General features: G+C 42.8%; 22 protein-coding genes. 7 read left to right on the top strand and 15 right to left on the bottom strand.

Annotated features, from left to right (window positions below; translation table 11 throughout):
- Positions 1-73: 73 nt before the first annotated feature.
- Both ACHEVO_RS05360 and ychF read right to left on the bottom strand, forming a co-directional pair.
- Positions 74-631, bottom strand: a complete 558-nt coding sequence (locus tag ACHEVO_RS05360; protein ID WP_394124209.1) for a hypothetical protein — start codon at positions 629-631, stop codon at positions 74-76.
- A gap of 179 nt (positions 632-810) precedes the next feature.
- Positions 811-1,902, bottom strand: a complete 1,092-nt coding sequence (gene ychF, locus ACHEVO_RS05355; protein ID WP_201547425.1) for a redox-regulated ATPase YchF — start codon at positions 1,900-1,902, stop codon at positions 811-813.
- A 396-nt stretch (positions 1,903-2,298) separates the two neighbouring features.
- Here ychF and ACHEVO_RS05350 point away from each other — a divergent pair, with 396 nt between their 5' ends.
- The 3 genes from ACHEVO_RS05350 to ACHEVO_RS05340 all read left to right on the top strand — a co-directional run bounded on the left by ACHEVO_RS05350 (position 2,299) and on the right by ACHEVO_RS05340 (position 6,580).
- Entirely contained in the window at positions 2,299-4,488 is a 2,190-nt protein-coding gene (locus tag ACHEVO_RS05350; RefSeq protein WP_394124208.1) for an ATP-dependent helicase, read from the top strand.
- A 342-nt stretch (positions 4,489-4,830) separates the two neighbouring features.
- Positions 4,831-6,078: an NAD(P)/FAD-dependent oxidoreductase gene (locus ACHEVO_RS05345; RefSeq protein WP_394124207.1), complete on the top strand. Its 1,248-nt coding sequence runs from the start codon at positions 4,831-4,833 to the stop codon at positions 6,076-6,078.
- Positions 6,079-6,241: 163 nt separating this feature from the next.
- A complete protein-coding gene (locus ACHEVO_RS05340; protein ID WP_055124581.1) occupies positions 6,242-6,580 on the top strand; it encodes a RidA family protein in 339 nt (112 codons plus the stop codon).
- Positions 6,581-6,770: 190 nt separating this feature from the next.
- Here ACHEVO_RS05340 and ACHEVO_RS05335 read toward each other — a convergent pair whose 3' ends face one another.
- Positions 6,771-7,583 (bottom strand): enoyl-CoA hydratase, encoded by an 813-nt coding sequence (locus ACHEVO_RS05335; RefSeq protein ID WP_394124206.1) that lies wholly within the window; start codon positions 7,581-7,583, stop codon positions 6,771-6,773.
- A 231-nt stretch (positions 7,584-7,814) separates the two neighbouring features.
- Positions 7,815-8,315, bottom strand: coding sequence for a lactoylglutathione lyase family protein (locus ACHEVO_RS05330; RefSeq protein ID WP_394124205.1), 501 nt, complete (start codon positions 8,313-8,315; stop codon positions 7,815-7,817).
- A 107-nt stretch (positions 8,316-8,422) separates the two neighbouring features.
- Here ACHEVO_RS05330 and ACHEVO_RS05325 point away from each other — a divergent pair, with 107 nt between their 5' ends.
- A complete protein-coding gene (locus ACHEVO_RS05325) occupies positions 8,423-9,292 on the top strand; it encodes a LysR family transcriptional regulator (RefSeq protein ID WP_394124204.1) in 870 nt (289 codons plus the stop codon).
- A 111-nt stretch (positions 9,293-9,403) separates the two neighbouring features.
- Here the strand turns inward: ACHEVO_RS05325 and ACHEVO_RS05320 are convergent, their stop codons facing one another.
- The 8 genes from ACHEVO_RS05320 to ppsA all read right to left on the bottom strand — a co-directional run bounded on the left by ACHEVO_RS05320 (position 9,404) and on the right by ppsA (position 18,023).
- The gene (locus ACHEVO_RS05320) at positions 9,404-10,540 is read right to left on the bottom strand and encodes a glycerate kinase (protein ID WP_394124203.1); all 1,137 of its coding nucleotides are present in this window, start codon (positions 10,538-10,540) and stop codon (positions 9,404-9,406) included.
- 112 nt (positions 10,541-10,652) lie between these two features.
- Positions 10,653-12,011: a GntP family permease gene (locus ACHEVO_RS05315; protein ID WP_394124202.1), complete on the bottom strand. Its 1,359-nt coding sequence runs from the start codon at positions 12,009-12,011 to the stop codon at positions 10,653-10,655.
- A gap of 468 nt (positions 12,012-12,479) precedes the next feature.
- On the bottom strand, positions 12,480-12,719 hold the full coding sequence (locus ACHEVO_RS05310) for a hypothetical protein (protein ID WP_394124201.1): 240 nt from the start codon (positions 12,717-12,719) through the stop codon (positions 12,480-12,482).
- 354 nt (positions 12,720-13,073) lie between these two features.
- A complete protein-coding gene (gene rplI / locus ACHEVO_RS05305) occupies positions 13,074-13,580 on the bottom strand; it encodes a 50S ribosomal protein L9 (protein ID WP_057759378.1) in 507 nt (168 codons plus the stop codon).
- Between the two features lie 20 nt (positions 13,581-13,600).
- Positions 13,601-13,831, bottom strand: a complete 231-nt coding sequence (gene rpsR, locus ACHEVO_RS05300; RefSeq protein ID WP_010198808.1) for a 30S ribosomal protein S18 — start codon at positions 13,829-13,831, stop codon at positions 13,601-13,603.
- A 16-nt stretch (positions 13,832-13,847) separates the two neighbouring features.
- The gene (gene rpsF / locus ACHEVO_RS05295) at positions 13,848-14,252 is read right to left on the bottom strand and encodes a 30S ribosomal protein S6 (protein ID WP_101205443.1); all 405 of its coding nucleotides are present in this window, start codon (positions 14,250-14,252) and stop codon (positions 13,848-13,850) included.
- Positions 14,253-14,543: 291 nt separating this feature from the next.
- Complete coding sequence (locus tag ACHEVO_RS05290; protein WP_394124200.1) at positions 14,544-15,512, bottom strand: RDD family protein; 969 nt, start codon at positions 15,510-15,512, stop codon at positions 14,544-14,546.
- Between the two features lie 126 nt (positions 15,513-15,638).
- A complete protein-coding gene (ppsA, locus tag ACHEVO_RS05285; RefSeq protein ID WP_102091300.1) occupies positions 15,639-18,023 on the bottom strand; it encodes a phosphoenolpyruvate synthase in 2,385 nt (794 codons plus the stop codon).
- A gap of 692 nt (positions 18,024-18,715) precedes the next feature.
- Between ppsA and ppsR the strand changes: the two genes are divergently transcribed.
- The 3 genes from ppsR to sthA all read left to right on the top strand — a co-directional run bounded on the left by ppsR (position 18,716) and on the right by sthA (position 21,893).
- Entirely contained in the window at positions 18,716-19,612 is an 897-nt protein-coding gene (ppsR, locus tag ACHEVO_RS05280) for a posphoenolpyruvate synthetase regulatory kinase/phosphorylase PpsR (protein ID WP_101205440.1), read from the top strand.
- Between the two features lie 129 nt (positions 19,613-19,741).
- Entirely contained in the window at positions 19,742-20,143 is a 402-nt protein-coding gene (locus ACHEVO_RS05275) for a DUF4377 domain-containing protein (protein ID WP_101205439.1), read from the top strand.
- Positions 20,144-20,243: 100 nt separating this feature from the next.
- Entirely contained in the window at positions 20,244-21,893 is a 1,650-nt protein-coding gene (gene sthA, locus ACHEVO_RS05270) for a Si-specific NAD(P)(+) transhydrogenase (RefSeq protein WP_057759390.1), read from the top strand.
- 109 nt (positions 21,894-22,002) lie between these two features.
- Here the strand turns inward: sthA and ACHEVO_RS05265 are convergent, their stop codons facing one another.
- From ACHEVO_RS05265 to ACHEVO_RS05255, 3 genes are read right to left on the bottom strand one after another with little or no spacing between them, the layout of a single operon-like run.
- The gene (locus tag ACHEVO_RS05265) at positions 22,003-23,175 is read right to left on the bottom strand and encodes an ABC transporter permease (RefSeq protein WP_394124199.1); all 1,173 of its coding nucleotides are present in this window, start codon (positions 23,173-23,175) and stop codon (positions 22,003-22,005) included.
- Positions 23,175-24,485, bottom strand: coding sequence for an ABC transporter permease (locus tag ACHEVO_RS05260; RefSeq protein ID WP_394124198.1), 1,311 nt, complete (start codon positions 24,483-24,485; stop codon positions 23,175-23,177). Before ACHEVO_RS05260 ends, ACHEVO_RS05265 begins: the two co-directional genes overlap by 1 nt.
- A gap of 3 nt (positions 24,486-24,488) precedes the next feature.
- Positions 24,489-25,688 carry an HlyD family secretion protein gene (locus tag ACHEVO_RS05255; RefSeq protein WP_394124197.1) on the bottom strand — a complete coding sequence of 400 codons (1,200 nt, stop codon included), beginning with the start codon at positions 25,686-25,688 and terminating at the stop codon, positions 24,489-24,491.
- Positions 25,689-25,692: the final 4 nt, after the last annotated feature.

The following is a 25,692-nucleotide window of genomic DNA, read 5'->3' as shown; positions in this document are numbered from 1 at the left end:
CCAGTTTTGCTTAGCCTACTATTGGTGCTTTGACTCGCCTTGCTTGTATTCAAATTATATTGAAACGACTATATTAAGACTTTTGACAGTTAAAAAGTACGTCTTCCTTGTCGATAGCTACATCGCTGTCCAGTGTCTTATTAAGCAATGTCGCCTTGTCTCCATTTACTTGCCATATGATGCCGTGGGTATTGTCTAATCCGATATCGCTGGTATAGATTCCCTTATCAGCCTCAGTTTCACTATTAGCAGTAGCTGTTAAATCGTATTCGATACCATCGATGAGCAAATGCGCTGTCTGTGGTGTACTGTCGCTATGATAAGAAACGCCGATAGTAGCAGTAGGCTCACAAGAGAAAGGAGTGCTGTTGCTGGCATGAGCTGCATGATCGTGACCTGCGTGCGCATGTTCTTCGTGGCTATGACTCTCATGATCGTGTCCTTCATGATTAGGCCCTTCATGATCGTGTTCCATATCGCTATGTTCTTCGTGACCGTGATCTTCATGCTCTTTATTGTCATGCATTTCATGACCTTGTTCATGATCGGCGTGATTATCTACTGGTGCTTCTTCAGATACCGCTACATCGGTATCGTTGTTTGGCTGACAGCCCAGTAAAGAGCCTGCCATTACACTTCCTAATATAGTAATACCTGCAAGTCTAGAAAAGTAATTAACCACGGTATAAGTCCTCAAATAAGCAAAATAAAGATATGTTATAATATAACAATATGATGACAAAATAAAGCCGATGATGGAGAATATCCAACATCGGCTAGTTAACTTTAAATAAGCTGTACTATTTAAAGTTATACGTTAAATCTAAAGTGCATTACGTCGCCATCCTGCACGATGTAAGTTTTACCTTCTAAACGCGATTTACCAGCAGCAGCAGCGCCTTTTTCACCGTTGTATTCGATAAAGTCATCATACGCGATGACCTCAGCACGAATAAAACCACGCTCAAAATCAGTATGAATCACGCCAGCTGCTTGCGGTGCTGTCGCACCAATAGCGACAGTCCAAGCACGTACTTCTTTTACACCAGCGGTAAAGTAAGTCTGCATATCAAGCAAGTCATAACCACCGCGGATTACTTGATCAAGGCCGGCTTCTTCCATATCCATCTCAGCTAGGAAGTCTTTTTTGTCGTCTTCATCGAGCTGCGCAATTTCAGATTCGATCTGGTTACATAGCGCGATAACGATAGAGTCTTCACCAGTGGCATAGTCACGAACAGCGTCAAGGTATGGGTTATTTTCAAAACCATCTTCAGAAACGTTAGCGATATACATGGTTGGCTTTAGCGTAATTAAACCATAACTTCTGATCAGTTTTTTCTCATCAGCATCTAGGTTAGCTGCACGAGCCGCTTTACCTTCTGCTAATAATGGTTCAACTTTTTTGAACACATCAAGCAATGCTTGCGCGTCCTTATCACCACCTTTAGCCTTTTTGGTTTGGTTGTGGATTGCGCGCTCAACAGCTTCTAAATCTGCAAGTGCCAGTTCAGTGTTGATGGTTTCGATATCATCAATCGGGCTAACACGGCCATCAACGTGTACGACGTTGTCATCATCAAAACAGCGTACCACATGAGCAATTGCATCGGTCTCACGGATGTTGGCTAGGAACTGGTTACCCATACCTTCGCCTTTCGATGCGCCTGCCACCAAACCTGCGATATCGACAAACTCCATCGTCGTTGGTAATACGCGTTCAGGATTGACGATATCAGCCAGTTGCTTTAGGCGTGGATCTGGTACTGGCACGATACCCGTGTTGGGATCTTTGGTACAAAATGGAAAGTTTTCAGCGGCGATACCCGCTTTGGTCAACGCATTAAACAAGGTGGATTTACCCACGTTTGGTAGGCCGACGATGCCGCAATTAAAACCCATAACATTCTCTCAATGTATTAATAAAATCAGTTGGTATAAAGTTTGGTTAAATGATAAATCAAAATTGGGCACATTGTAGCAAATTTACCTGAATAGGGGTGAGGTTGTTACGGTATATGCTCAGGTTTTTACCTGATAATGATAAGCAGCTTTATGATAAAAGCAGGTCATATTAGGAGCTTAAAAATGAATAAGGCGAATCAATAAGAGTGACGCATAGCTTATGTGGGCTGATAAACCCTATTTTTTAATATGGTAAACTGTCACGTATGAATAAGGGCTTAAAGTTCACATATATTCTGCTAGGTTTAGCAAATAATACTTATTCTAAAGCTATAAACAGTCAGATATAAGCTGATAATATCGCCAAAATAAAATGTAAGGCAATTTTAGACAATGACAACCTCGATTTTTGACACACGCCACTATAAATACCCGCAGAACTTCCTTGAGATTAAGCCCAAGCTGGCACGTCTGGAAAAGGCGATTAAAAAGCTAGAGGCAAATTTAATCGATGCTAATGACGATGCAAATATTGAGCTGTTAGAAGAAAGGTTGAATAATGAATTAGGATTAAAAATAGACTATGCCCGTGAGTTAAATCCTGACCAGTTATTAGCAGCCACAACTATCGAAGGCAAAGTGTTGGTCATTGCAGGTGCAGGCTCTGGTAAGACCAAAACGCTCACGTACCGGACCAGTTATTTGTTAGAGAACGGGGTCACGCCCAAAAGCATCTTGCTACTGACTTTTACGCGTAAAGCCGCCAATGAAATCAAGAATCGTGCAAAGACTTTATTGACTAATAGTTTATCTGATGAGGATTTGGCCAAGGATAAACTGCCAACTGATAAGCGGCTCAACGATATCACTAGTGGTACTTTTCACTCGTTTTGTAATATGTTGCTACGTCAATATTCAGGGCTGCTCGGTATCAATCCGCGATTTACGATTTTGGATACGGGCGATAGTGAGGACGCTATCGACTTGGTGCATAAAGAAAAAAAGTATCCCACACAAACCAAAAGCCAAGCCTTTCCACGCAAAAAAACGCTGCAAAATATCATCTCGACGTCTAGAAACAGACGTATACATATTCGCGACTTAATCGAAAATAACTACCCCGATATTGCCGTGCATATTCCTATCATCGAGCAGCTGGCAGTCGATTTTCATGAGTATAAGCGCGCCAATCACTTATATGATTTTGACGATATTATCAGTCAGGTGGTACGCCACTTAAAAACCAATGACACCTTTCGACAGCTACTGCAAAGCCAATATCGTTACATTATGGTTGATGAATACCAAGACACCAATATTCCGCAAAAGCAGCTAATTGACTTAATATGTGAGCCTGAGTCGGTATCGCTGATGGTAGTCGGTGATGACAATCAAAGTATTTACGCGTTTCGCGGTGCCAATTATGAAAACATTTTGCTGTTCGGTGAGACCTATCCTCAAGCCAAACTTATTAAGCTTGAGCAAAATTATCGCAGCTCGCCGTCCGTCTTAAACTATATCAATGCGTTGTCCGCGCAAATCACGCTAGGTTATCAAAAGCAGCTGTATTCTGATGCGCCGATAGAAGGACACAAGCCAGTATTTCGACGACTCAGTGATGAGCCAAAAGAGGCGGGCTATATCACTGATAAAATTGTCGCGCTAAAGCCAGAGTATGACTACAACGACTTTGCTGTCTTATGCCGTACGTCATTTCAGTCCAATTACGTACAGCTAGAATTTATGGCGCGCAACATTCCCTTTATCGTTGTGGGTGGTATCAAGTTCATTGAAAGACGTCATATCAAAGATGTGTTGGCCTTTGTCAAAATACTCTATAACCCAAATGACACGATTGCTTGGCATCGTATTTTAACTTTGTTTAAAGGGGTGGGTGCAGTGACGGCGACGCGCTTAACCCAAGCCATTACTGCTGACAATAATGCATTTGAATCCTTACTGGCCGCGCCCTTTGCAAAAAAGAGCGATCAGCTAGAACCTCTATATCATGCGCTTACCAAGGCACAGCAAGCTGAGTCGGTCGAGACAGCTATTGAGCATATTTTTGAGTTTTATATTCCAGTCTTAAAGCTGATTGAAGAAAATTGGCGTGAGCGTACCGAAGACTTCCGGGTATTGAAGAACTTAGCGACAGAGCACACAAGCCTTGATAGCTTTTTAGAAAATCTCGCTTTAGACCCACCTAATGATTCGGTGGCTGTAATGGGCAATTCGGATAATGGACAAGACAGTAGCAATGACAAAGTCACTATCTCGACCATTCATAGCGCTAAAGGGCTTGAGTGGCCAGTAGTGTTTGTTAACTCATTGGTAGATGGCATCACGCCGCATCATCGTTCTTTAGATGACTTTGAAGCATTAGAAGAAGAGCGTAAGCTGTTTTATGTTGCCTGTAGTCGTGCCAAAACGCAGTTATATCTGACCGCGCCAAATTACTTTTCTAGTTATTCTGGATATTTTGACAAACCCTCACGGTTTATCGCTGAGCTATCTGCGGATGAGGTAACGGTTGAAACGACAAGGCGAACCATAATAGAAGACGATGATCCCATTTGGTGGTAATACGCTATGTTTAGTTGATTATCCAATCAATTAAACATAAGCTAATAAGGCTATGCAGTAATATCTATAAGTGAGCTGTCGAATACTTGAGCGTTTTATAACTAAAACATTAGATAATTTGCCGCAATTCTCAATAAAATTGTTGCTAGATTATTGCTCAAAGCCAGTATTATTCCTATCAAAAATACCTTCTTAAAAACTCCATAACCAAAAGTATGTGACGCGAAAATATTTCTCAGATAAGGGTTTCAAATTTATCCTAATGCGTTACTATTACCACCTAATTCTGTTAGACCCTTATATTTGATACTCTGTATTAACACCCTAAGAAAAGGATAGGTTATGCGCTACGAAGTTATCGTTATCGGTGCAGGTATGGTTGGCACGTCAATCGCGTGGCATCTACAAAAAAATAACTCAAATGTATTATTGTTAGACAAAAAATTGCCAGGGTCAGAGACCTCATACGGCAATGCAGGATTGATTCAGCGCGAAGCCATTCATACACATCCTTTTCCTCGTCAGCTGACAGAAATGATCAGAGTGTTGCCAAACCAAGGGACTGACATTCGTTACCGTATCCCGGCAATTCTGCGTTATCACCAAGCCCTGCTTCAGTACTGGAAATACTCTACACCAGCATCCGTCAAAAAGATTGAATCAGAGTGGCAGACGCTGATTGAGCATTGTACCAGTGAGCACCAAGCCATGATTAGCGCTTCTGGTGCTGACGAGCTCATTACTCGTGATGGTTGGTTGCAATTGCATCGCTCAGAAGAGACGTTTAAAGAAGCGCAAGCAGCAGCCATTGATGCTCGCAACCAAGGCGTTGAGCATAATGTGTTGAACGTTGCAGAACTAAAAGCCATGGAGCCTAGTGCCAATTTTGAAGGTTTTGTTGGCGCAATTCATTGGAAAAACTCTTGGCAAGTATCGAACCCAAGCTCGCTCGTGAAAGCTTATGCAAAAAACTTCCAAGATATGCAGGGTACGATCAAAGAGAGCGATGTAAAAGAAATCGTAAAAGATGGCGAAGGCTGGAAAATCATCACTGATAATGACACTTATTATAGTGACAAGTTGGTCATTGCAGCGGGTCCATGGTCGAACGACTTGATCAGACCACTTGGTTATAATCTGCCATTGTTCCCAATGCGCGGCTATCATCAGCATTTCAAAGTGACAGAGAAGAACACCATCAATCACAGTATGTTTGATATGGACAAAGGCTTTGTAATGGGGCCAATGCAGCAGGGTATCCGTATCACCACTGGTGCTGAGATGACCACGATGAATGCGCCAAAGAACTTTGGTCAGTTAAAAACCGTATTGAAGCTTGCTAAAAAAATCTTGCCATTAGAAGATGCAGTTGAGAGTGAAGCATGGGCAGGCTCTCGTCCTTGTATGCCTGATATGAAGCCAGTAATCGGTCCTGCAGACAAGCATGACAAACTATGGTTCGCATTTGGTCACAGCCATCAAGGCTTTACCTTAGGGCCAATGACAGGGCGTCTGGTTGAAGAGATGATCCACGATAAGCCTACATTGGTCAATCTTGCACCATTTAGTGCCCAGCGTTTTTCTAACTAAGCGCGTATCTGATATATAGTTGGTCCAGTTTAAGAGCGGTACAAGGCAACCGAGTGCAGATGTATATGTCATACTTCAAGCGAGGTTAACGCTGTAACGCTTTTATAGTGGATTGACTATAGTTAGCACAGACTTAAATTAATAAATGAAAGGTATAGACATGATTAAGAAGCTACACAGCAATCAACGTATGAGCAAAACCGTAATCCATAACCAAACTATCTATTTGTGTGGTCAGGTAGGTAATGCAGAAGACGATATCAAAGCGCAAACATTGACTTGTCTAGAAAAAATCCAAACGTTGCTAGAAGAGGTAGGCAGTGACAAATCAAAGCTACTATCAGTAACAGTTTGGATCAAAGACATGGCTGACTTTGCTGCCATGAATGAAGTTTATGACCAGTGGTTTGAAGGTATTCAGCCACCAGCTCGCGCTTGTGGTGAGTCAGCTTTAGCACGTCCTGAGCTATTGGTTGAGATGATCGCCATCGCTGCTGAGTAATAAACGGCTCGCAGCATCTGTAGTACCTGTATCAAATAGAAATAAAAAAGGCCATGATAGCGATATCGTGGCCTTTTTTATGCTTGGCAATAAGCAAATTTAATTATTGAAAAAGGGCGTGCTAGCTTTCTAGATAAAGCCTGCGCTGTATGACGTCATCTAAAAAATACAGTGATTATTGTCATAGGTACTAACACCCTTTCCATACCGCTTGGCGCTTCTCAATAAACGCATCAATACCTTCACCCACATCGTCTGCCATCATATTGCCCGTCATTACTTCACTGGCATAATCATATGCATCTTCGATGTTCATACCCAGTTGTTTATAAAACATATCTTTGCCAGTTCTTACTGCTACTGGAGACTTGGTAGTAATCGCCGTTATCAGTGACTGTAGTGTTTGATCGAGTTGCTCTGCTGGCGCAACTCGATTGATCAATCCATATTGCAAGGCAGTATGCGCGTCGATAAATTCACCTGTGATTAGCATTTCAAACGCTTGCTTACGAGGTAGATTACGGCTGACAGCAACGGCAGGCGTGGAACAGAAAAGTCCAACGTTTATCCCAGAGGTGGCAAATTTTGCATTATCAGCGGCAACGGCTAAGTCACAAGCTGCGATTAGCTGACATCCTGCAGCGGTAGCAATGCCTTGTACTTTTGCGATAACGACTTGCGGCACACGGTTGATGGTAAGCATCATTTGGCTGCATTGCTGAAATAGGGCACGGTGAAATGCTGCATCTGTATGCGTGCGCATTTGCTTTAGATTATGACCAGCACAGAATGCCTTGCCTGTCGCTTGAATAACCACGACTCTGATCGTATCGTCTTGAGCGATACTGTCTAGCTCTGTTTGCATGGCAGACAGCACTTCAACGGACAGGGCATTGAATTGTTTGGGTTGGTTTAAGGTGAGCGTGACTACGCCACTTTCTTTATTGTCTTCTCTAATAACCAGAAGGTCATCTAGGTCTAGAGTAATGTCAGACTGTGTCATTTATCATCCTTGATAATGGGTTGCTTGGTTTGGAAAATATTATTATTTATAAAGCTATATAAAGCGATTTAAATAGTAGCATGACTCATATTCTATACAATAGATGGAGCACATAGAAAGCTCATAACAAAATAGCGCACTTAGATGATGAGTACGCTATTGGTTTTTCAGTCAGATATAAGCTAAATTTATACTAACTTAAATTTATACTAAGCTGTATTTATACTGAACTTAGTATGCACCTTCGCTATAGATAAGCTCGTAACTGTGGCTGTATATCTCGACGATGTTACCGAATGGGTCTTCCATATAAATCATGCGGTAAGGTTTTTCGCCAGGGTAGTAGTAGCGTGGTTTTTCCATACGCTTTTTACCACCTGCGGCAACCATACGCTCAGCCAAATCTTCAACATTTGGATCTTGAACGCAGAAGTGAAAGATACCTGTCTTCCAGTATTCAAAATTGTTTTCAGGGTTTTCTTGATTTTTGAATTCAAAAATCTCAACACCGATACGGTCGCCAGTAGATAGGTGAGCGATACGGAAACTGCCCCAACCAGAACCAAATACTTCAGTACACATCTCACCAATCGGGCTGTCATCTTCGACAATCTCAGTTGGTTCCATGATGGTGTACCAACCCATCACTTCGGTATAAAATTTTACGGCGGCATCTAAGTCAGGGACTGACAGACCGATGTGCGAAAAGCTTCTTGGATAAACGTTGTTCATAGCTTGTGCTCCTGTTTGCTGTACTCTTGTTTAACGTGAGGCCAGTATACAAACGCACTGTCATTATGTAAAATTATCAAATATTATATAAATAAGTATGAAAAGTAATGATAAATATCATATGGCTACGAACTTTCTGTACGCTTGCTGAAGTTGGGCACTTTACCCGTACGGCTGAACGTCTATATATGACGCAGTCCGGTGTGAGCCAACACATAAGTAAGTTAGAGGAGCAACTAGATACGGACTTGTTGATTCGTCAAGGAAAGCAGTTCTCATTGACCAATGCAGGTGAGCACCTTTATAAAGAAGCAGGCGAGATATTGCAGCGATTATCAAATTTAGAACAGCGCATCGGTGAAGATCCACCTTATGAAGGATTGGTGCGTTTGATGTCACCGGGTAGTGTGGGACTTAAGCTATATCCGCAGCTTTTGACATTACAGCAGCAGTATCCAAAACTAGTGATTGATTACCGTTTTGCTCCAAATTCTGATATTGAGCGGGCGCTGGCAAATCACGAAATTGATATTGGCTTTATGACAAATATCTCAGACGATGAAACGGTTAGTTGCAAACCTATGGCGCAAGAAGCATTGATACTAGTAACCCCTGCGGCTACAGTAGCGCCTAGCTGGGAGCAGCTTATTGAGCTCGGATTTATCGATCATCCAGATGGCGCTCATCATGCAGGCATGCTACTGACTGCCAATTATGAGCAATTTCAGCATATCAATGATTTTGAGAAAAAAGGCTTTTCGAATCAGATAGGGTTAATTTTAGAGCCCGTCAGCAGAGGAATAGGCTTTACTGTTTTGCCAGCACATGCCGTGGCTGCCTATCCAAAGCCTGAGCTGATTAACAGTCATCATTTACCAGTTGCCGTTAGTGAGACGCTATATCTGGCAGTCAGACGACAGCAGGCACTTTCTAATAGAATGCATACGGTCATTGATGAAGTAAAAGAATGGCTATAGACATGTTAAGAATGATAAATGCACAGCTAACGAAGGGTTAATCGAAAGTTCAATAGCTGTGCGTTTAACAAAAGATGTTCATTGATAGATTGCGACTATAAAAGATTGCGTCTATTTTAAAGTCTGACCAAGTTTGATACTTGCAGCGATATTAGCAGCAGTAGTCTCAATATTGTTATAAGCAGAGCCTAATACGTTATCAATCGTGTCTACTTTTTGGATACTCGGCATGACCACATCGAACTGGCTGGTCTGAGCAGGTTTTAGCCCATCGACGCTGCCGCAGATAGCGATAACAGGTGTACGGCTGGCGTTAGCGATTTGGCTGATACCGCCTGCCACTTTACCCATGGCCGTTTGCGCATCAAGCTTACCTTCACCAGTGATGACAAGATCAGTCTCTGCGATATGCTGTGACAGGTGAGCCACTTCGGCAACCGTATCAAAGCCTGATTTTAGCTGAGCTTGAAAGAAAGTCATCATCGCATAACCAAGACCGCCCGCAGCGCCAGCGCCTTCAACGTATTGACAGTCTTCATAGCCATGCTGTCCACATATGGTCGCAAAGTGACTGAGTGCCTTGTCCAAGGTATTGACTTGTTCTGGACAAGCGCCTTTTTGTGGGCCAAACACTGCGCTTGCACCCAACAGACCGCATAATGGATTGGTTACATCACAAGCAACCTCAAATACCGTGTCTGATATCTTTGTATGAAGGCTAGTATTATCGAGCTTATGTAAGCTAGCAAGTGCGCCACCACCATGAGTGAGTAGGCTATCATTGATGTCATGAAATGTTATGCCTAACGCCATTAGCATACCAAGTCCTGCATCATTGGTTGCGCTACCACCTAGACCAATGACGATACGCTTAGCACCTTCTTCTAACGCATCTTCGATCAGCTCCCCAACACCATAACTGCTCGCAATAACAGGATTACGCTCATCAGCTGTCAGTAGATGCAATCCGCACGCTTGAGCCACTTCGATAACAGCGGTCGCGTCAGGCAATAACAGATACTTTGCGGTAATCGGTCTCATCAATGGGTCATGTACTCTGACTTCTTTCCAGCGCCCGCCCAATACATAAGACAATACCGCTGAGGTGCCTTCACCGCCATCGGCCATTGGCAACAGCTTGTAGTCAGCATCTGGAAACACTTGACTAAAGCCAGACTGAATGGCATGGCACACGTCCAGTGCTTCTAAACTTTCTTTAAACGAGTCAGGGGCGATCAAAATTTTCATACGGCTCTCTTTGAATATCTTAATGACACGATCATTGCGATAGTGTCATGTTTTAAAACGTTTACTTAGCAATCATCAAATAAACGTATGTAGAAATACCCAATTTTATGAACTAGATAAACACTAGGGTCAACAACCAGATAAATACGATGCTAGTCACACCTTGAATACCAGTGGCCATTGAATGAGCCTTGTACGCTTGTGCGACGCTCATGCGACTAAACTGGCTAACAATCCAAAAGAAACTGTCATTGGCATGTGAGATGGTCATGGCACCGGCACCGATTGCCATCACGCAGAACACGCGTCCAAGCTCGCTGTCTAGGCCAATCTGGCTCAATAGTGGGGCAACCATAGCAGAAGTAGTAACCAATGCGACTGTGGTTGAGCCTTGTGCTGTTTTTAGCGCTGCAGAGACGATAAATGGCATGAAGATACCTAAACCCAAAGCAGATAGCGTTGAACCTAGGTAGTCACCAATTGGCGTCACTTTTAGCATGGCACCAAACGCGCCACCAGCTCCAGTGATCAATAGAATAGGGGCTGCTACTACCAAACCTTGCGAGATACTGCCGCTGATTTCTTGCGTTTTTTGGCTTGATTTAATCAAGAAGAACGATAAGAACAAACCTATAAGTAACGCAGTCAATGGGTTACCAATGAATATCAAAATCTCCGCTACCATGCTACTGCCAAATGGTGCGCTTGGGAAATTAGCAACCGAAGACAGGCAGATTAATATGATAGGAACGATGATTGGTAAAAACGCCATTGTTGCTGAAGGCAAGTGACTGTAATCATCACGAGTCTTCATTCCTTCAGGCATTGCGGCTGTAGGAGCGTCTGCCGCATTGATATTGTCAGGCGTAGCGTTAAGGAAACGATTAGACCACCACCAACCAGCCAGTACCGCAACGGCTGTCACGACCACACCGACCATAATGACCAAACCTAAGTTTGACTCTAGACCTAAGTTACCTGCCGCTGCGATTGGGCCTGGCGTAGGCGGGACAAAGGTGTGGGTAGCGTATAGACCAGTGGCCAAGGCAATGCTCATCGCGACACTTGATACATGTAAGCGCTCAGCTAAAGACTCTTTTAGAGAGTTCAAGATAATATAGCCTGAGTCACAAAATACAGGTATCGAAACGACCGCACCGACGATAGACATGGTCAACGTCGGGAAGCGTGGCCCCAATACTTTGATGACGGACTCTGCCATTACGATAGCAGCACCCGTTTTTTCAAGGATTAAGCCAATAATCGTACCAAATACAATCACAAGACCGATATAGCCTAAGATACCACCGAAACCATCAGAAATCGTTTTGGCGACCGTATTAAGTGGTACTTGATAAAATAGCGCGACCAAAAAAGCGGATAAAATCAACACTAAAAAGGGATGCCACTTTAATTTTGCGGTAGCGAAAATAATAAAAAGAATGGTCAGCACAAGCCAAAATACAATCATCACTGTCTCAATATGGTTTATATCTTAATTGATTACCAATGCAATATAGTCAATTATATCGAGATTAAACACGGTATATAGCTTGCTAAGTCTACTCTGTGTAGTACTGTCACAGGCTTTTACCATGTCTACATTTAAACGATATCGAACCAACTATCTGCATCACTAACGATACGAAATTTTAAAGGGGCATATTTTATAGCAAATAGACGCCGCTAGGAAATAGATTCGTTAAATAGTTGGCGCTATTGACAAAAAACCGAGAGATACTTAATTTTGAACTGAGAGAAGTTAGTAAGAAAACGTCGAAGACGTGTGTGGAAATACTTGTATAACTAGCAATTGCTAATACTTCAAACCAAAAAAACTGGCCACTTATAATGACCAGTTTTTGTCTAAACAATATTTACCTACCTGAGTAATAATCATTCTTAAGATAAGCATTCTAAGAAGTGCTGGTATTTACAGTTAGGCAATCTTATCAAAAAAAGCTTTATTATTGGTAGCAGTTACAGTATCAAAGCTAACGTAAATGCCCTGATCATCCAACGTGGCATACCAATGATCATCATTGCCACTGGTCAGCAGCTGAAAGTATTTGTCATTGACTATTCTGCCAACTGTATACACCTCACCTTCGGAGTAGTATGCATTACCTTGAGTACAGATAAGCTTGTCATTAGTATGGATATTATTATTTTCTTTCATGTTCTTGCGCCCTATTAGTACATTAAATAGCAGTAGATTATCAATTCTGCTAATAGTAATAAAGATGATTATATAGGCAGTATCTTGTTGTTTGGTATAGCGTTTTTAAGGTAGTTGTTGCATTTAGTTACTACAATATTGCATAGATAACTCCGCTATCATAGCAATAGATTTTTTGAGAATCCTAAGCTGTTTAGGAATATACAAAATCCTAATTTATCAAGATAAAGGAAAGTAAGTTAGCGATATAAATGGTCTAAATACATAGACTCTAATGTCAAAAATGACGCACGTAAAAAAGCCAGCAACCTAAGTTGCTGGCTTTTTGCAGACTGAGTCTAACTACATAGAAGATTACTCTTCAGAATAGTCTTCTTCAGCAGCTTCTTCGTCAGCTGAATCTTCGTTGTTACCATCTTCAGAAAGAATAGTAACTAAGATGCTAGCAGTAACGTCATGGTGTAGCTGAATATCAACATTGTATTCGCCAACTTGACGTAGAGTGCCTTCAGGTAGCTTGATTTCAGCACGGTCTACTTCTAGACCTGAGTTAGTCAATGCTTCAGCGATATCGCGAGTACCGATAGAGCCGAATAGCTTGCCTTCGTCACCTGATTTAGCACGCATGATAACATTAACGTCAGTCAATGCATCAGCACGCTCTTGAGCAACAGCGATCTCTTTTGCTTCTTCAGCTTCAAGTTCAGCACGACGTGCTTCGAACTTTTCGATGTTAGCTTTAGTAGCAGGTAGTGCTTTGCCCTGAGGGATAAGAAAGTTACGTCCGTAACCTGGTTTTACATCGACAGTTTCACCGAGTTTACCAAGGTTGACGATACGCTGTAACAAAATAATTTGCATGAGTCATTCCTAGTTAGCGGTTAACCTTGATGGTTATCAGTGTATGGAAGTAGCGATAAGTAACGAGCTTGCTTGATAGCAGTCGCTAATTGACGCTGATATTTAGTAGATGTACCAGTAATACGGCTTGGTACGATTTTACCATTATCACTAATGTACTGTTTTAGCAATTCAACATCTTTATAGTCGATGTGAGTAATGCCTTCAGCAGTGAAACGGCAGAATTTGCGACGGCGATAGAAACGTGCCATGAGTATTCTCCTTTAATTAGTCTTCACTGTTGTCGTTGTCGTCATTATCGTTTTCACGATTGTCTGGACGACGAGTAGTTGCTTTGCGTGCGCGTTTTTCATCGGCATTCTTGGCTAACTGCGACTCTTCAGTGACAGCTTCGTCACGGCGCATAACTAGACTACGAATGATCGCGTCGTTATAACGGAATAATTCTTCAAGTTCAGCTAAAGTTTCACCGTCAGTTTCAATGTTGAAAAGAACGTAATGAGCTTTGTGAATCTTGTTGATTGGATAAGCCAGTTGACGACGGCCCCAATCTTCTAGACGATGGATAACACCGTTGTTGTCTTGAACTAACTTGATGTAGCGCTCAACCATGCCGACCACTTGGTCGCTTTGGTCTGGGTGTACAAGTAACACCAGTTCGTAATGTCGCATTATGACTCCTTACGGATTAGTAGCTATTAACCCTATGTTAATAGCAAGGAGATTTATAAGGTAAGCCCAATTCTAGTCATATTTTATAAAAAACAATCAAGAATAAGCTTAGTTTATAAAGCGCCGTATTATAACAGTACTCGGCAACTAACACAAAGGTTAATCACCAAGCTACTGCCAATAAAATATAAAAAGAGGCTAAATAAGCTTTGCTAAATAAAAAAGCCGCGATAGTACGCAGCTTTTTTAAGTATAACGAGCTATAAAACCAATAGCCAAATCAAAATACTGTTATTCAGATTTTGACTTCTTTGCCAATTGGCTACTGTCTGCTTTGACCACTAAGGTTTTGGCAAGTTTGTCATGCCAACCAATATTTTCAGGGCTTTTCGATGCCATGTAATAGTGAATAGCAATAATCACAAAGCCTAAAAAACTGGTGAACGAAAACAGTAAGTTATAGATAATAAATAACAGTAAGGTACGTGTACCGATAAGCTTAATAAACGAAGGTAGGCGATGCGTGGTTTGATCCACAACACGAATACCAGTGATCAGCTTGCCTAGCGATTGACCGCGCATGGTAATAAATACCAATTGTAAGGCAAATAGACCGAAGACCATCACTTGTGACATCATCAATGTGCTACTAGGAAGACTTTCCATCAGCGTCATTGAGTATTGATAAGCGGCATCCATATCTTGAATGTTTTGGAACTTGGTATAGTCCACATCCATCTGAGTCAATGCCATTACTAACGGCAGTATGGCCAATATATAAAGTAGGCCATTCAATGCAGTCGCCAATACGCGTGACATAATTGGGGCAAGTACCACGTTGCCGACGACTTTATCATTGTCTGCAACAGCCTTTTTGAGAGTAGACTTGTTTAATGAGACATTGTTGTGCGGCGTTTGATGACGATTGGTCGTCATGTCGGCTTTCACGTTTTTAGGACGTTCAGGCTTGCCATATAGTCTGTCTAACGATACTGACTTATCATCTTTCGCTTTATTGGTATCTTCAGGGAAGACAGTCACGTTATTGATGATAGAGTCGTTTACTTCAGGCGTGTTAGCACCGGTCGGGCGATAAACCGTTTGGTTATTGGTAACATCACCTACGCGCTGCCACTGAGCTAAGCCTTCATGCCACATCAAATCATCAAGCAATACTTCACCAGATGCCAGCATGATATTCAGCTGCTCCAACTGATATGGGCCAGCTTGTACGTTATTTCGAGCAAGGAAAATCTGCATAATTGCCTGCATAGTTAGTCATGTCTTAGGACATTATATTAGGGTCTATTTGAAAAAATCAAATAGACCCTAATAGTGGTATCTTTAATGACTGTGTGAATGACCGCTGTGACTAAACGTAGCGGTTTACTTCGCTTCTTCACCAGCTAAGAAGAACCAAGTATCTAGTACTGAGTCAGGGTTCAATGACACTGAGCTGATACCTTGCTCCATTAGCCAGAATGCTAGATCTGGATGGTCTGATGGACCTTGACCACAGATGCCGACATATTTATTTTGCTTGCGGCAAGCTTCGATAGCCATAGATAATAGTTTCTTAACAGCAGGATCACGCTCATCAAATAGATGCGAGACGATACCTGAGTCACGGTCAAGACCAAGTGTTAGCTGAGTCAAATCGTTAGAACCGATTGAGAAACCATCAAAATGCTCTAGGAACTCTTCTGCCAATAGGGCGTTGGTTGGTAGCTCACACATCATGATGACGCGTAGACCATTTTCGCCACGTTTTAGACCGTTTTTCTCAAGTAACTCGATGACTTCTTTGGCTTCGCCGACAGTACGTACGAATGGAATCATGATCTCAACGTTGGTCAAGCCCATGTCATCACGTACACGTTTTAGTGCTTTACACTCAAGCTCAAAACAGTCACGGAAGTTATCAGACACATAACGGCTAGCACCGCGGAAACCAAGCATTGGGTTCTCTTCTGATGGCTCGTATAACTTACCACCAAGCAGGTTAGCGTATTCGTTTGATTTGAAATCTGACATACGAACGATAACGGGCTGATCCATAAAGGCAACAGCTAGCGTTGAGATACCTTCGACCAATTTATCAACATAAAAGTCAACAGGTGACGCATAGCCAGCGATACGCTCTTGGATCGCTTGTGCAATTTCACGTGGCAAGCTGTTCATGTTTAGTAGTGCTTTTGGATGCACACCAATCATACGGTTGATGATGAACTCTAGACGTGCAAGACCGATACCTTCGTTTGGCATTTGGGTGAATGAGAATGCGCGATCTGGGTTACCAACGTTCATCATCACTTTAAATGCTAGCTCTGGCATAGATTCAACAGAGTTAGTCTGTACTTCAAAATCAATCTGGCTTTCGTAGATGAAACCAGTGTCGCCTTCAGCACAAGAAGCAGTTACGTCTTGACCATCAACCAATAGCTCAGTTGCGTTACCACAACCAACGATAGCTGGCACACCTAGCTCACGCGCGATAATAGCAGCGTGACAGGTACGACCACCACGGTTGGTGATGATAGCAGAAGCGCGCTTCATAACTGGTTCCCAATCCGGATCAGTCATGTCTGATACGAGTACGTCGCCTTCTTCTACTTTGTCCATCTCGTTTAGGTTGCTAACGATACGCACTTTACCTGAACCGATACGTTGACCGATTGAACGACCTTCACACAATACTTTTGCGCCAGTCGTGTCGATGACATAACGTTCCATTACGTTGCTGTCTTGACGGCTCTTAACAGTCTCAGGACGTGCTTGAACGATAAAGATTTCGTTAGTATCGCCATCTTTTGCCCACTCGATATCCATCGCTTGGCCATAATGCTGTTCGATCGTTACCGCTTGCTTGGCAAGTGAGGTTAGCTCTTCAGTAGATAAAGAGAACTGCATGCGATCTTGTTTTTCAACATCAACGGTTTTAACTGATTTAGCCGTGCTGCCTTCATCACCATAAACCATTTTCTTATGCTTGCTACCTAGGTTGCGGCGGATAACTGATGGCTTACCGTTGGCTAGCAATTTCTTAGAGATGTAGAACTCATCTGGGTTAACTGCACCCTGTACAACCATTTCACCTAGGCCATAGCTTGACGTGATGAATACTACTTGATCAAAGCCACTTTCAGTATCTAGCGTGAACATAACACCAGCAGCACCAGTCTCTGAACGTACCATACGCTGTACGGCAGCAGATAGTGCAACACCTTCGTGCTCAAAACCTTTATGTACACGGTAAGAGATTGCACGGTCGTTATATAGAGAGGCAAATACTTCTTTAATAGCAATTAGGACGTTATCAATACCGCGAATGTTCAAAAAGGTTTCTTGTTGACCGGCAAATGACGCATCTGGTAAATCTTCAGCAGTGGCAGAAGAACGTACAGCAACAGCGATGTCTTCGCCACCGCTCATGGTTTCAAATGATTGACGTACTTCTTGCTCAAGATCTTTTGGCAGTTCTTGTTCAATAATCCAAGTACGAATCTTTTTACCAGTAGCCGCAAGCTTATTAACATCATTTACGTCTAGTGTCTTTAGCTCGCTGTTGATTTTGTCAAGCAAGCCGGTTTCAGTCAAAAAGCGGTTGAATGCATTTGAAGTGGTGGCAAAGCCGCCTGGAACACTAACGCCTAAATCAGAAAGATGGCTGATCATTTCGCCAAGCGAAGCGTTCTTACCACCAACCATTTCGATGTCGTCTTTTCCTAGCTGATCAAGATTGATTACAAGTGCTGTAGATTGCGCTGCCATGATAACTCCAGAAAATAAGGTTATTTAGTAAAGATTATAACGGTGAATTATACCGCCATATTAGGACAATTTCGAGGGTTTTCACCAAAAAACTTGTTAAAAATATACAAATTGTGGGGTTTGCTACATAAATTAGGGCCAGTCCTACCGGGTTTCGTATTTACTCGGATGAAAAATATCATTATTAGTGACGATGTTATACGCTTATAAAAGCCAATTACTGCATAAAGTAGGCATGTTTAAATAGGTGGCATTTAGAGTATTTCTACAATTTATGTCTCAATCTTATGTATCTGTATAAACAAAGCATAATAGAAGAAGCATAAAAAAATGCCTTAATGAGAGGCGGATTAGCTATGCCAACAAGATTAAAAACAATGTTGGTGCTAAGTGTACGCCTGTAACATTGATTTCTATTAAGAGGCTAATATGCGTATAATGTAGCGCATAGATAGTTGATGCGCATTGCATACTAAATGTGCGGTATAGGTGCTGAAAAAGGTTCGTTTTAAGAAGGCAGTTATAAAACTTAGTTATACGAGTTATAAAGGCAGCTATAAGAAGCCGAGTAAAATTCACGCTATTAATAGTCAATAACTGCTAAACGTTTGCTAAGTCTGAATTATTACTCAGAGCTATACCAAAAACTAAATGAAGGTCACTATTGAGTTTTCAACCGAGGTGTCAACGATATGTACTCAAGCAATCCATCTGAACAAGTTAAGTCCACTATCCAAAATCGCCACGCGCTAAACTTGGACAGCTCACAAGCCATTAGAACGGCATTTTTTATCTCAGATGGCACAGCGATTACGGCTGAGACACTTGGACGCGCTATTTTGAGTCAGTTTGCCTCGGTTCCTTTTGAAACAAGAGTATTGCCATACGTCGATAGCTTAGAGCGTGCGGAAGATGCGGTTGAACAAATCAATATGGCGTATCAGCGCGATGGGTCGTTGCCATTGGTTTTCGATACGATCGTCAATCCTGAGATTCGTGAAAAAATTAACTCAGCACATAGCTGTAACTTGGATATGTATGAAGGGCTGATTGGCCGTGTTGCAGAGGAGACTGGTGTGGAGCCAGATGGTCATTCAGGGCATGCACATGATGATGTCGATTCTGAAACTTATAAAGAGCGTATCGATGCAGTGCATTTTGCCTTAGACAATGATGATGGCGCGCGTACTCGTCACTATAATGCAGCCGATATTATTTTGGTGGGTGTGTCGCGCTCTGGTAAGACGCCGACTTCTTTATACTTAGCATTACAATTCGGTATTCGAGCGGCTAACTATCCTTTGACTGAAGATGATTTGTACGACAATCAGTTGCCGAAAGCATTACGTGAGCACAAAGACAAATTATTTGGTTTGCTCATTGATACCGATCGCTTAGTAAAAATCCGTCAAGAGCGCCGTGCAGGCAGCCGTTATTCTAGCTATCAGCAATGCCAGCAAGAGCAGCGCGCGATTCAGGGTATTTATATCACGCACGGTATCCCAAGCTTAGATGTATCAGAGATGTCTGTTGAAGAAATTGCCACACGTATTTTGCAGATGACAGGTCTCAAACGCCGTATTGGATAATGAATATCAGCTTAAACAGTATCTGTTCAATCGGTATTAATAAGTGCTCAGGCAGCTTTAATAAAAGCGCAAAAAACACTAATAAACATACATCATTTCATCCTAGATAATTATCATATAGAGAATACTATGATTTCAGCCTATCAATCTATAAAGCCATCGTTGTTGCTGGCAGGTTTAATCAGTGCAGCGACTTTATTGAGTGCTTGTCAAACATCACCATTTGCAAAGGATCCAGTACCTGAGCCGCGCTATATTCCAAGTATCGTATTGGGAGAGGCGCAAACACTGACCGTCATGCCAAACCGTGTAGCTTGTGCTTCAGAATTGCCAATGCAGTGCCTGCTTGCTAAATCTAAAGACGGTAGCGTGTTTCAGATTCCTTACGACTGGATCGATGACTTCAAACCAACCCTTGGTACAGAGTACATTATTAGCGCCCGCCCGCAGATTGATGAAGGGCAACAGAGCGCCACTGGTCATTGGACATTGCAAAACATATTGTCACAACGTATGGTGGGCATGCCTTAGTAGGGCGGTATTCATTTATCTACATGATACTAACTCAGCTACATATTGATTCATTTATATCTCAAACATTTACTCGATAAATAAATATAAAGAGGACATCATGGTAAGTAAAAGTGCAAGCGACGAGACCAACGATACTGGTAAAGATATTCATACCGAAGTATCAAATAAATCTAGCGGACACGTGCCAAGCCCTGAACATACCGAAGGTAAGAACAAAAAAGAAAAAATAGAGCAGACCCACGAGCAAGTGACCGATGATGTCATGCATCATCCAGACCTAGTGAATCCGCTCGATGACACACGAATCGATATTAAATCTGGCTTTACCAAAGACTCTCGTCGTCTAAAAAGTGACGATCATGAGTATGAGTATGATGCCGTTGTTTTAGGGGCGGGCCCTGCCGGTGAAGCCGCTGCTATGAAGCTGACCAAGTCTGGTAAAAGAGTGGTCGTTGTCGATCCACGTGATCAAGTAGGCGGTAACTCTACTCACGTCGGTACAATTCCAAGTAAAGCACTGCGCCAATCTGTATTTAACTTGATTAATTTCCGCCGCGATCCAATGTTTACCAAGGCGATGGAATATAAGCAAGTACCGCTAAATGAAGTACTGGCTAAGGCGCGTCAAGTTATCCGTCGTCAAGTCAGTACCCACACACGTTTTTATGAGCGCAACCGTATCGAAGTCATTCAAGGTTGGGCAAGTTTCATTGACGCTCACACACTACGTATTGAAGTCGATGAAAATGTTTACGAAACCATCACTTTCAATAAAGCCATCATTACTGTCGGTAGTCGTCCTTACCGTCCTGAGATTTTAGACTTTAACCATCCACGCGTTTTTGACTCTGACAAAATCTTGCAAATGGATTATGTGGTCAAAAAAATCATCATTTACGGTGCAGGGGTGATTGGTTGTGAGTATGCGTCTATCTTTACTGGTCTTGGCTACAAAGTTGATCTAATCAATAACCAAGATCAGTTGCTCAACTACTTAGACAGCGAAATCAGTGATGCCATCGCGCATGACTTTAGACAGTTCGGTGTGCTTATCCGTAGTAATGAAGAGATTGATCATCTTGAGACTCATGATGATTATGTGGTGTTACACTTAAAGAGTGGCAAGCGCATCAAATCTGATGCCATTCTTTGGTCAAATGGTCGCTCAGGTAACACCGAAGGCTTGAATTTAGAAGCCATTGGGCTAAAAGCAAACGGCCGTGGTCAGCTAAAAGTAGATGACACTTACTGTACGGACGTCGACAATATCTATGCGGCGGGCGACGTAATTGGTTGGCCATCATTAGCTTCTGCTGCCTATGACCAAGGTCGCTGTGCCGCTGCCTTTATGGTTGGTGATAGTGATGCTGAGCCAGTATCTAGTGTACCGACGGGTATCTATACGATTCCTGAGATATCTTGTATCGGTAAGACAGAGCAAGAGCTAACGGATGAAAAAGTTCCGTATGAAGTGGGTCAGGCGTTCTTTAAGCATTTGGCACGTGCCCAAATCATTGGTGAACGTTCAGGCGTATTAAAGATATTGTTCCATCGTGATACGTTAGAAATTCTAGGTATCCATTGCTACGGTAACCACGCTTCAGAAATTATCCATATCGGTCAAGCAGTGATGAAGTGTAAGAGCAACAACACGCTTGAATACTTTGTAAATACGACTTTCAACTATCCAACGATGGCAGAAGCGTATCGTGTGGCGGCATTGAATGGTTTGAACAGAGTGTTTTAAACCACCGCTATTTATATCGTATAAATAAAAAAGCGCCTACTATTATTAGCAGGCGCTTTTTTATGCTCATAGGTTTAATTAATTTGAAGGTTTATGAGTAGGCTTTTCGCTAGGGAATACGCTTGCGTAAAAATAGCAATAAAACAAAATAGAGCAACCATAAGCCAGCCAACGCATAAAATCCTACAGCGACTTGAGAGATACTGGCACCCATTTGGTTAAGCTGCACAGAGGTATTGATTGCAGGCGTAGTCGGTACCAGCCAACGTATTACTTGTAATACTTGAGGCAATTGGTCTGCTGGCCAAGGGTAGCCGCTTAAGAAGAATATCGGTAAGGAGATAAAAATTAAGATCTGCATACTGCGCTCACGCTGCCGGAACCATAATCCGAGCACGCAGCCGAGCGTTGCGACTGTCGGACAAAATAGTGCCAAAAATAGCAGCGTACCAAGCATATTTTGTCCGCGTGGATAATGATGTAGCTCAAACGCCCACCCATAGTAAAAGCAGCCAACGATAAAGCTAAGTGAGCTTAGCGCTCCAATACGTCCTAGCCAGCCACGTACACTCGTACTGTGACGGCGCTGCTCATACCATGTGCCAATCAGCATTGCTGTCGCCATTAAAAGTGTCTGCTGTAAGATAATAACAGAGACAGCTGGTACAACATAAGCACCATAGCCCTCGGTTTGGTTATACAGTGGCATAATCCGCAGCGGTACAGCTTGAGTATTCTGTGCTGCGGTAGATGCATAAGCGCCTTTCGCAATGCTTTTTTTTACCTTAATACCAGCCGATACCGTACCTACCGCTTGAGAGAAACCCAGTTGGACGTTTTTATTTAAAATAAAATAACCGCCATTACCTAGTACGCTGACGTGCGCTTGCTCTCCGGACTGAACTTGTTCTTCGAGACCAGCTGGAATCACCATATAGCCTGCAATTTGATCTGACCATATGGCTTCTTTGGCAGCCTGCTCATTGATAAATCGTTCAGTGTCTAGATATGGGCTAGCACTCGCATAGCGAACGAGAGTACGCGATAAGTTGCTATTGTCATGATCAATGATACCTACTGGCACATGATTGACTACTTCAGATGAGTAAGGCCAAGGATAAAAAAACCCATAGATAATAGGGGCGATAATTAACATCAAAAGTACGCCTTTGTCGCCAAAGACGTCTTTAAAAGTTTGGATAAAGCTGGTCCAAAAACTTTGTGATGCCGGAGTGTCGGTTAAATTAGCTTTTGAGTGTATATTATTTGATTGTGCAGACATTAGCGTGCTCCCCAACGTTCAGGATGCGCCAATGCGCGTTTGGTTAATAGTGCTGCAAGTATTAGCGCTATTATGGCTGCAAGCATGAGGCCATAGACGATAGGTAGCGATATGGCGATCGGTGCTTGCATTTGTAACTGTGCAATATGGAGCTTTAGATAATGCGTTAATGGCAGTGCATTTGACCAATATTGCGCGCTATCACTAATCGAAATATAAGGAAAAGTAACACCAGCAAAGGCATAAGAAGGCGCTGAAATAAATCCAGTAGTCGATAGACCCATACGTAATGAAAAAGAATTCAAAGTAAAAATAGCACCCAGCCAAAACGACAATACCATTAGGCACAGAAACCCAGCATAGACTGCCATAAGAGACGTAATGTTGATATTCTGATTGGACGTTGCCAGCCACAATATCAACGCTGACCACAAGCTATATGCCAGTATTGGCCAAAAGTACTTACCCAATAGACCAAATACCAAAACTGATAGGCTGACCGAGTTAGGCACTTTTGCGCTTGACGATGATGTTTTGTTATTGCTGCTATTTTGTTTGGTTGATAGCGAAGATGTCGTTTTTGAGGCTCTGGATAAGGTTAGACTAGGTTTGCCTGTATCAATAAAACGGTACCAGCGCCCGATATTCTTATCGCGTAACTCGCGGCCAATCGTGGTTGCACCAATGACCATCGCCAATATATGTAATAAGGCAGGTATGACAGTCGATGCCAAAAACTGCTGATAATTGGTCGCAGCATTGAATAAGCTAATACGCTGCACACTGATAGGCGCATAAGCCGTCGTCGCTTGTGATGGCGCTACGCCTTGTTTGACCAATCGTTTGATCTCTACGCCTGCGGATAATGTACTAGCGACCGCTTGGACACCTGCCTGAATAATACCAGAGTGCGTACCGTACTGTGCATTAACTTGCAGAGTCAACGGAGCAGGCTGGCTCGATAAGATATTACGAGAAAAGTCTTCTGGAATAATGACAACAGCGTAAATATCACGCTGTAAAATGGCAGCCTCTGCATCCGCTTGGGAGTAATACAGCTGTCTGACTGTCAAAGTAGGACTGGCCTCTAGGTAACGGACGGCAGTATTGGCAACAGCGCTATTGTCTTGATCGATGACTCCGATAGGCAAATCGGTAATTTGAGTCTGTGAAAATATCCACCATATTAGCAGCACCGTTGCCAGTGGTATCCATACCACCATGCTAAAGTCCCAGTGATTTTTTGCCAAAAAACGGCGCTCGTAGGCTGCACTGCGTAAAAAAGCCTCACTTAACTTAGTCAAGTGCATGGCTTACTCTTGATTCTGATTGACAGGAGTAGGATTGATACGTACGACCACACTCATACCTGAGCGGATACGGGCATCGGGCTTAGAGGGTCGTGCCTTTACCTCAAAAGTACGCACATCAAAACCATCATCATTATTGGTCGGACGCCAAGTAGCAAAGTCTGATAGGGTCGATGTCGCATAGACGGTAAACTGTTTTGTATAAGGCTTATCCACTGATGACAGTGCTGGGATAGTACCGGTAAATGTCTGACCAATAGCGAATTGATTTAAATAAGACTCAGTGACGTTAAGTACTACCCATTGGTCATTGGTATCCACCAACGTCAGGAGTGGAACCCCTTGACCGATAACTTCTCCAGCACTCACGATGACATTATCGACGATACCAGCGATAGGACTTCTTAGGTTCGCTTCCTCTTTTGCTACTAGCGCTTCATCGAGTTTTGCATCGACCTGTGCGACTTGTGCAGTGGCCGCTGACTTATCTTCAGTACGTGCGCCTTCTAGTGCCAAATCATACTGTAAGCGGGCTGCTTCGGTTTGGTCCTGAGTAGCAAGATATTGCGCATATGCTTCATCACGCTTTTGTCGCGCCATCAGTCCTTCTTCGTAAAGGCGATTGACACGCTGATAGGTGTTTTCTGCCAAGTCAGACGCGGCTTTATTGGCTTGCCAAGCGGCTTTTGCTTGGGCGATTTCTTGCGGGCGCGCACCATTTTCTGCTTTATCTAATTGGCTTTGCGCGATTTGCTTACCAGCACGTGCTTGATTAATCTTGGCATTAATCTCAGGCGAATCCATTTCAACTAATTGCTGACCTGCCGTTACCGTATCACCCTCTGTTACCATAATTTGGGCAATACGCCCTGGCACTTTTGCAGCGATCGACGTTTGCTGCATCTGCATTTGCCCTTGCAGCGTAATAACTTCTGGCTCGCTATGCGCATTACTTTTGTATAAGCCGTACGCAATCGTACTAAGGACAATTAGTATGAATAGGGCAAGTAAGGCTTTTTTTATACGCGCCGATTTGTCAGTTTTAGAGGCGCTACGATTATAAGCAGGTGCCGGTTGCTCTGGTTCAATATCAGACACGTCTTCTACAGGATCGACTGAATTTTGTGTATCTTGAGAGGTCACTGACTCGGTTGCTTCAGCTGATTTATTTGAGTCGTCTGATTCGCGTGGTAATTCTGTCATGACA

The organism is Psychrobacter nivimaris (assembly GCF_043419765.1).
Classification (GTDB): Bacteria; Pseudomonadota; Gammaproteobacteria; order Pseudomonadales; family Moraxellaceae; genus Psychrobacter.
This window is presented reverse-complemented; position numbering and strand designations above follow the sequence as displayed.

Excerpts from the sequence above, each read along its gene's own strand:
- ACHEVO_RS05360 (WP_394124209.1), bottom strand. The coding sequence starts at position 631 with ATGGCAGGCTCTTTACTGGGCTGTCAGCCAAACAACGATACCGATGTA.
- ychF (WP_201547425.1), bottom strand. The coding sequence starts at position 1,902 with ATGGGTTTTAATTGCGGCATCGTCGGCCTACCAAACGTGGGTAAATCC.
- ACHEVO_RS05350 (WP_394124208.1), top strand. The coding sequence starts at position 2,299 with ATGACAACCTCGATTTTTGACACACGCCACTATAAATACCCGCAGAAC.
- ACHEVO_RS05345 (WP_394124207.1), top strand. The coding sequence starts at position 4,831 with ATGCGCTACGAAGTTATCGTTATCGGTGCAGGTATGGTTGGCACGTCA.
- ACHEVO_RS05335 (WP_394124206.1), bottom strand. The coding sequence starts at position 7,583 with ATGACACAGTCTGACATTACTCTAGACCTAGATGACCTTCTGGTTATT.
- ACHEVO_RS05330 (WP_394124205.1), bottom strand. The coding sequence starts at position 8,315 with ATGAACAACGTTTATCCAAGAAGCTTTTCGCACATCGGTCTGTCAGTC.
- ACHEVO_RS05325 (WP_394124204.1), top strand. The coding sequence starts at position 8,423 with ATGATAAATATCATATGGCTACGAACTTTCTGTACGCTTGCTGAAGTT.
- ACHEVO_RS05320 (WP_394124203.1), bottom strand. The coding sequence starts at position 10,540 with ATGAAAATTTTGATCGCCCCTGACTCGTTTAAAGAAAGTTTAGAAGCA.
- ACHEVO_RS05315 (WP_394124202.1), bottom strand. The coding sequence starts at position 12,011 with ATGATTGTATTTTGGCTTGTGCTGACCATTCTTTTTATTATTTTCGCT.
- ACHEVO_RS05310 (WP_394124201.1), bottom strand. The coding sequence starts at position 12,719 with ATGAAAGAAAATAATAATATCCATACTAATGACAAGCTTATCTGTACT.
- rplI (WP_057759378.1), bottom strand. The coding sequence starts at position 13,580 with ATGCAAATTATTTTGTTACAGCGTATCGTCAACCTTGGTAAACTCGGT.
- rpsR (WP_010198808.1), bottom strand. The coding sequence starts at position 13,831 with ATGGCACGTTTCTATCGCCGTCGCAAATTCTGCCGTTTCACTGCTGAA.
- rpsF (WP_101205443.1), bottom strand. The coding sequence starts at position 14,252 with ATGCGACATTACGAACTGGTGTTACTTGTACACCCAGACCAAAGCGAC.
- ACHEVO_RS05290 (WP_394124200.1), bottom strand. The coding sequence starts at position 15,512 with ATGCAGATTTTCCTTGCTCGAAATAACGTACAAGCTGGCCCATATCAG.
- ppsA (WP_102091300.1), bottom strand. The coding sequence starts at position 18,023 with ATGGCAGCGCAATCTACAGCACTTGTAATCAATCTTGATCAGCTAGGA.
- ppsR (WP_101205440.1), top strand. The coding sequence starts at position 18,716 with ATGTACTCAAGCAATCCATCTGAACAAGTTAAGTCCACTATCCAAAAT.
- ACHEVO_RS05275 (WP_101205439.1), top strand. The coding sequence starts at position 19,742 with ATGATTTCAGCCTATCAATCTATAAAGCCATCGTTGTTGCTGGCAGGT.
- sthA (WP_057759390.1), top strand. The coding sequence starts at position 20,244 with ATGGTAAGTAAAAGTGCAAGCGACGAGACCAACGATACTGGTAAAGAT.
- ACHEVO_RS05265 (WP_394124199.1), bottom strand. The coding sequence starts at position 23,175 with ATGTCTGCACAATCAAATAATATACACTCAAAAGCTAATTTAACCGAC.
- ACHEVO_RS05260 (WP_394124198.1), bottom strand. The coding sequence starts at position 24,485 with ATGCACTTGACTAAGTTAAGTGAGGCTTTTTTACGCAGTGCAGCCTAC.
- ACHEVO_RS05255 (WP_394124197.1), bottom strand. The coding sequence starts at position 25,688 with ATGACAGAATTACCACGCGAATCAGACGACTCAAATAAATCAGCTGAA.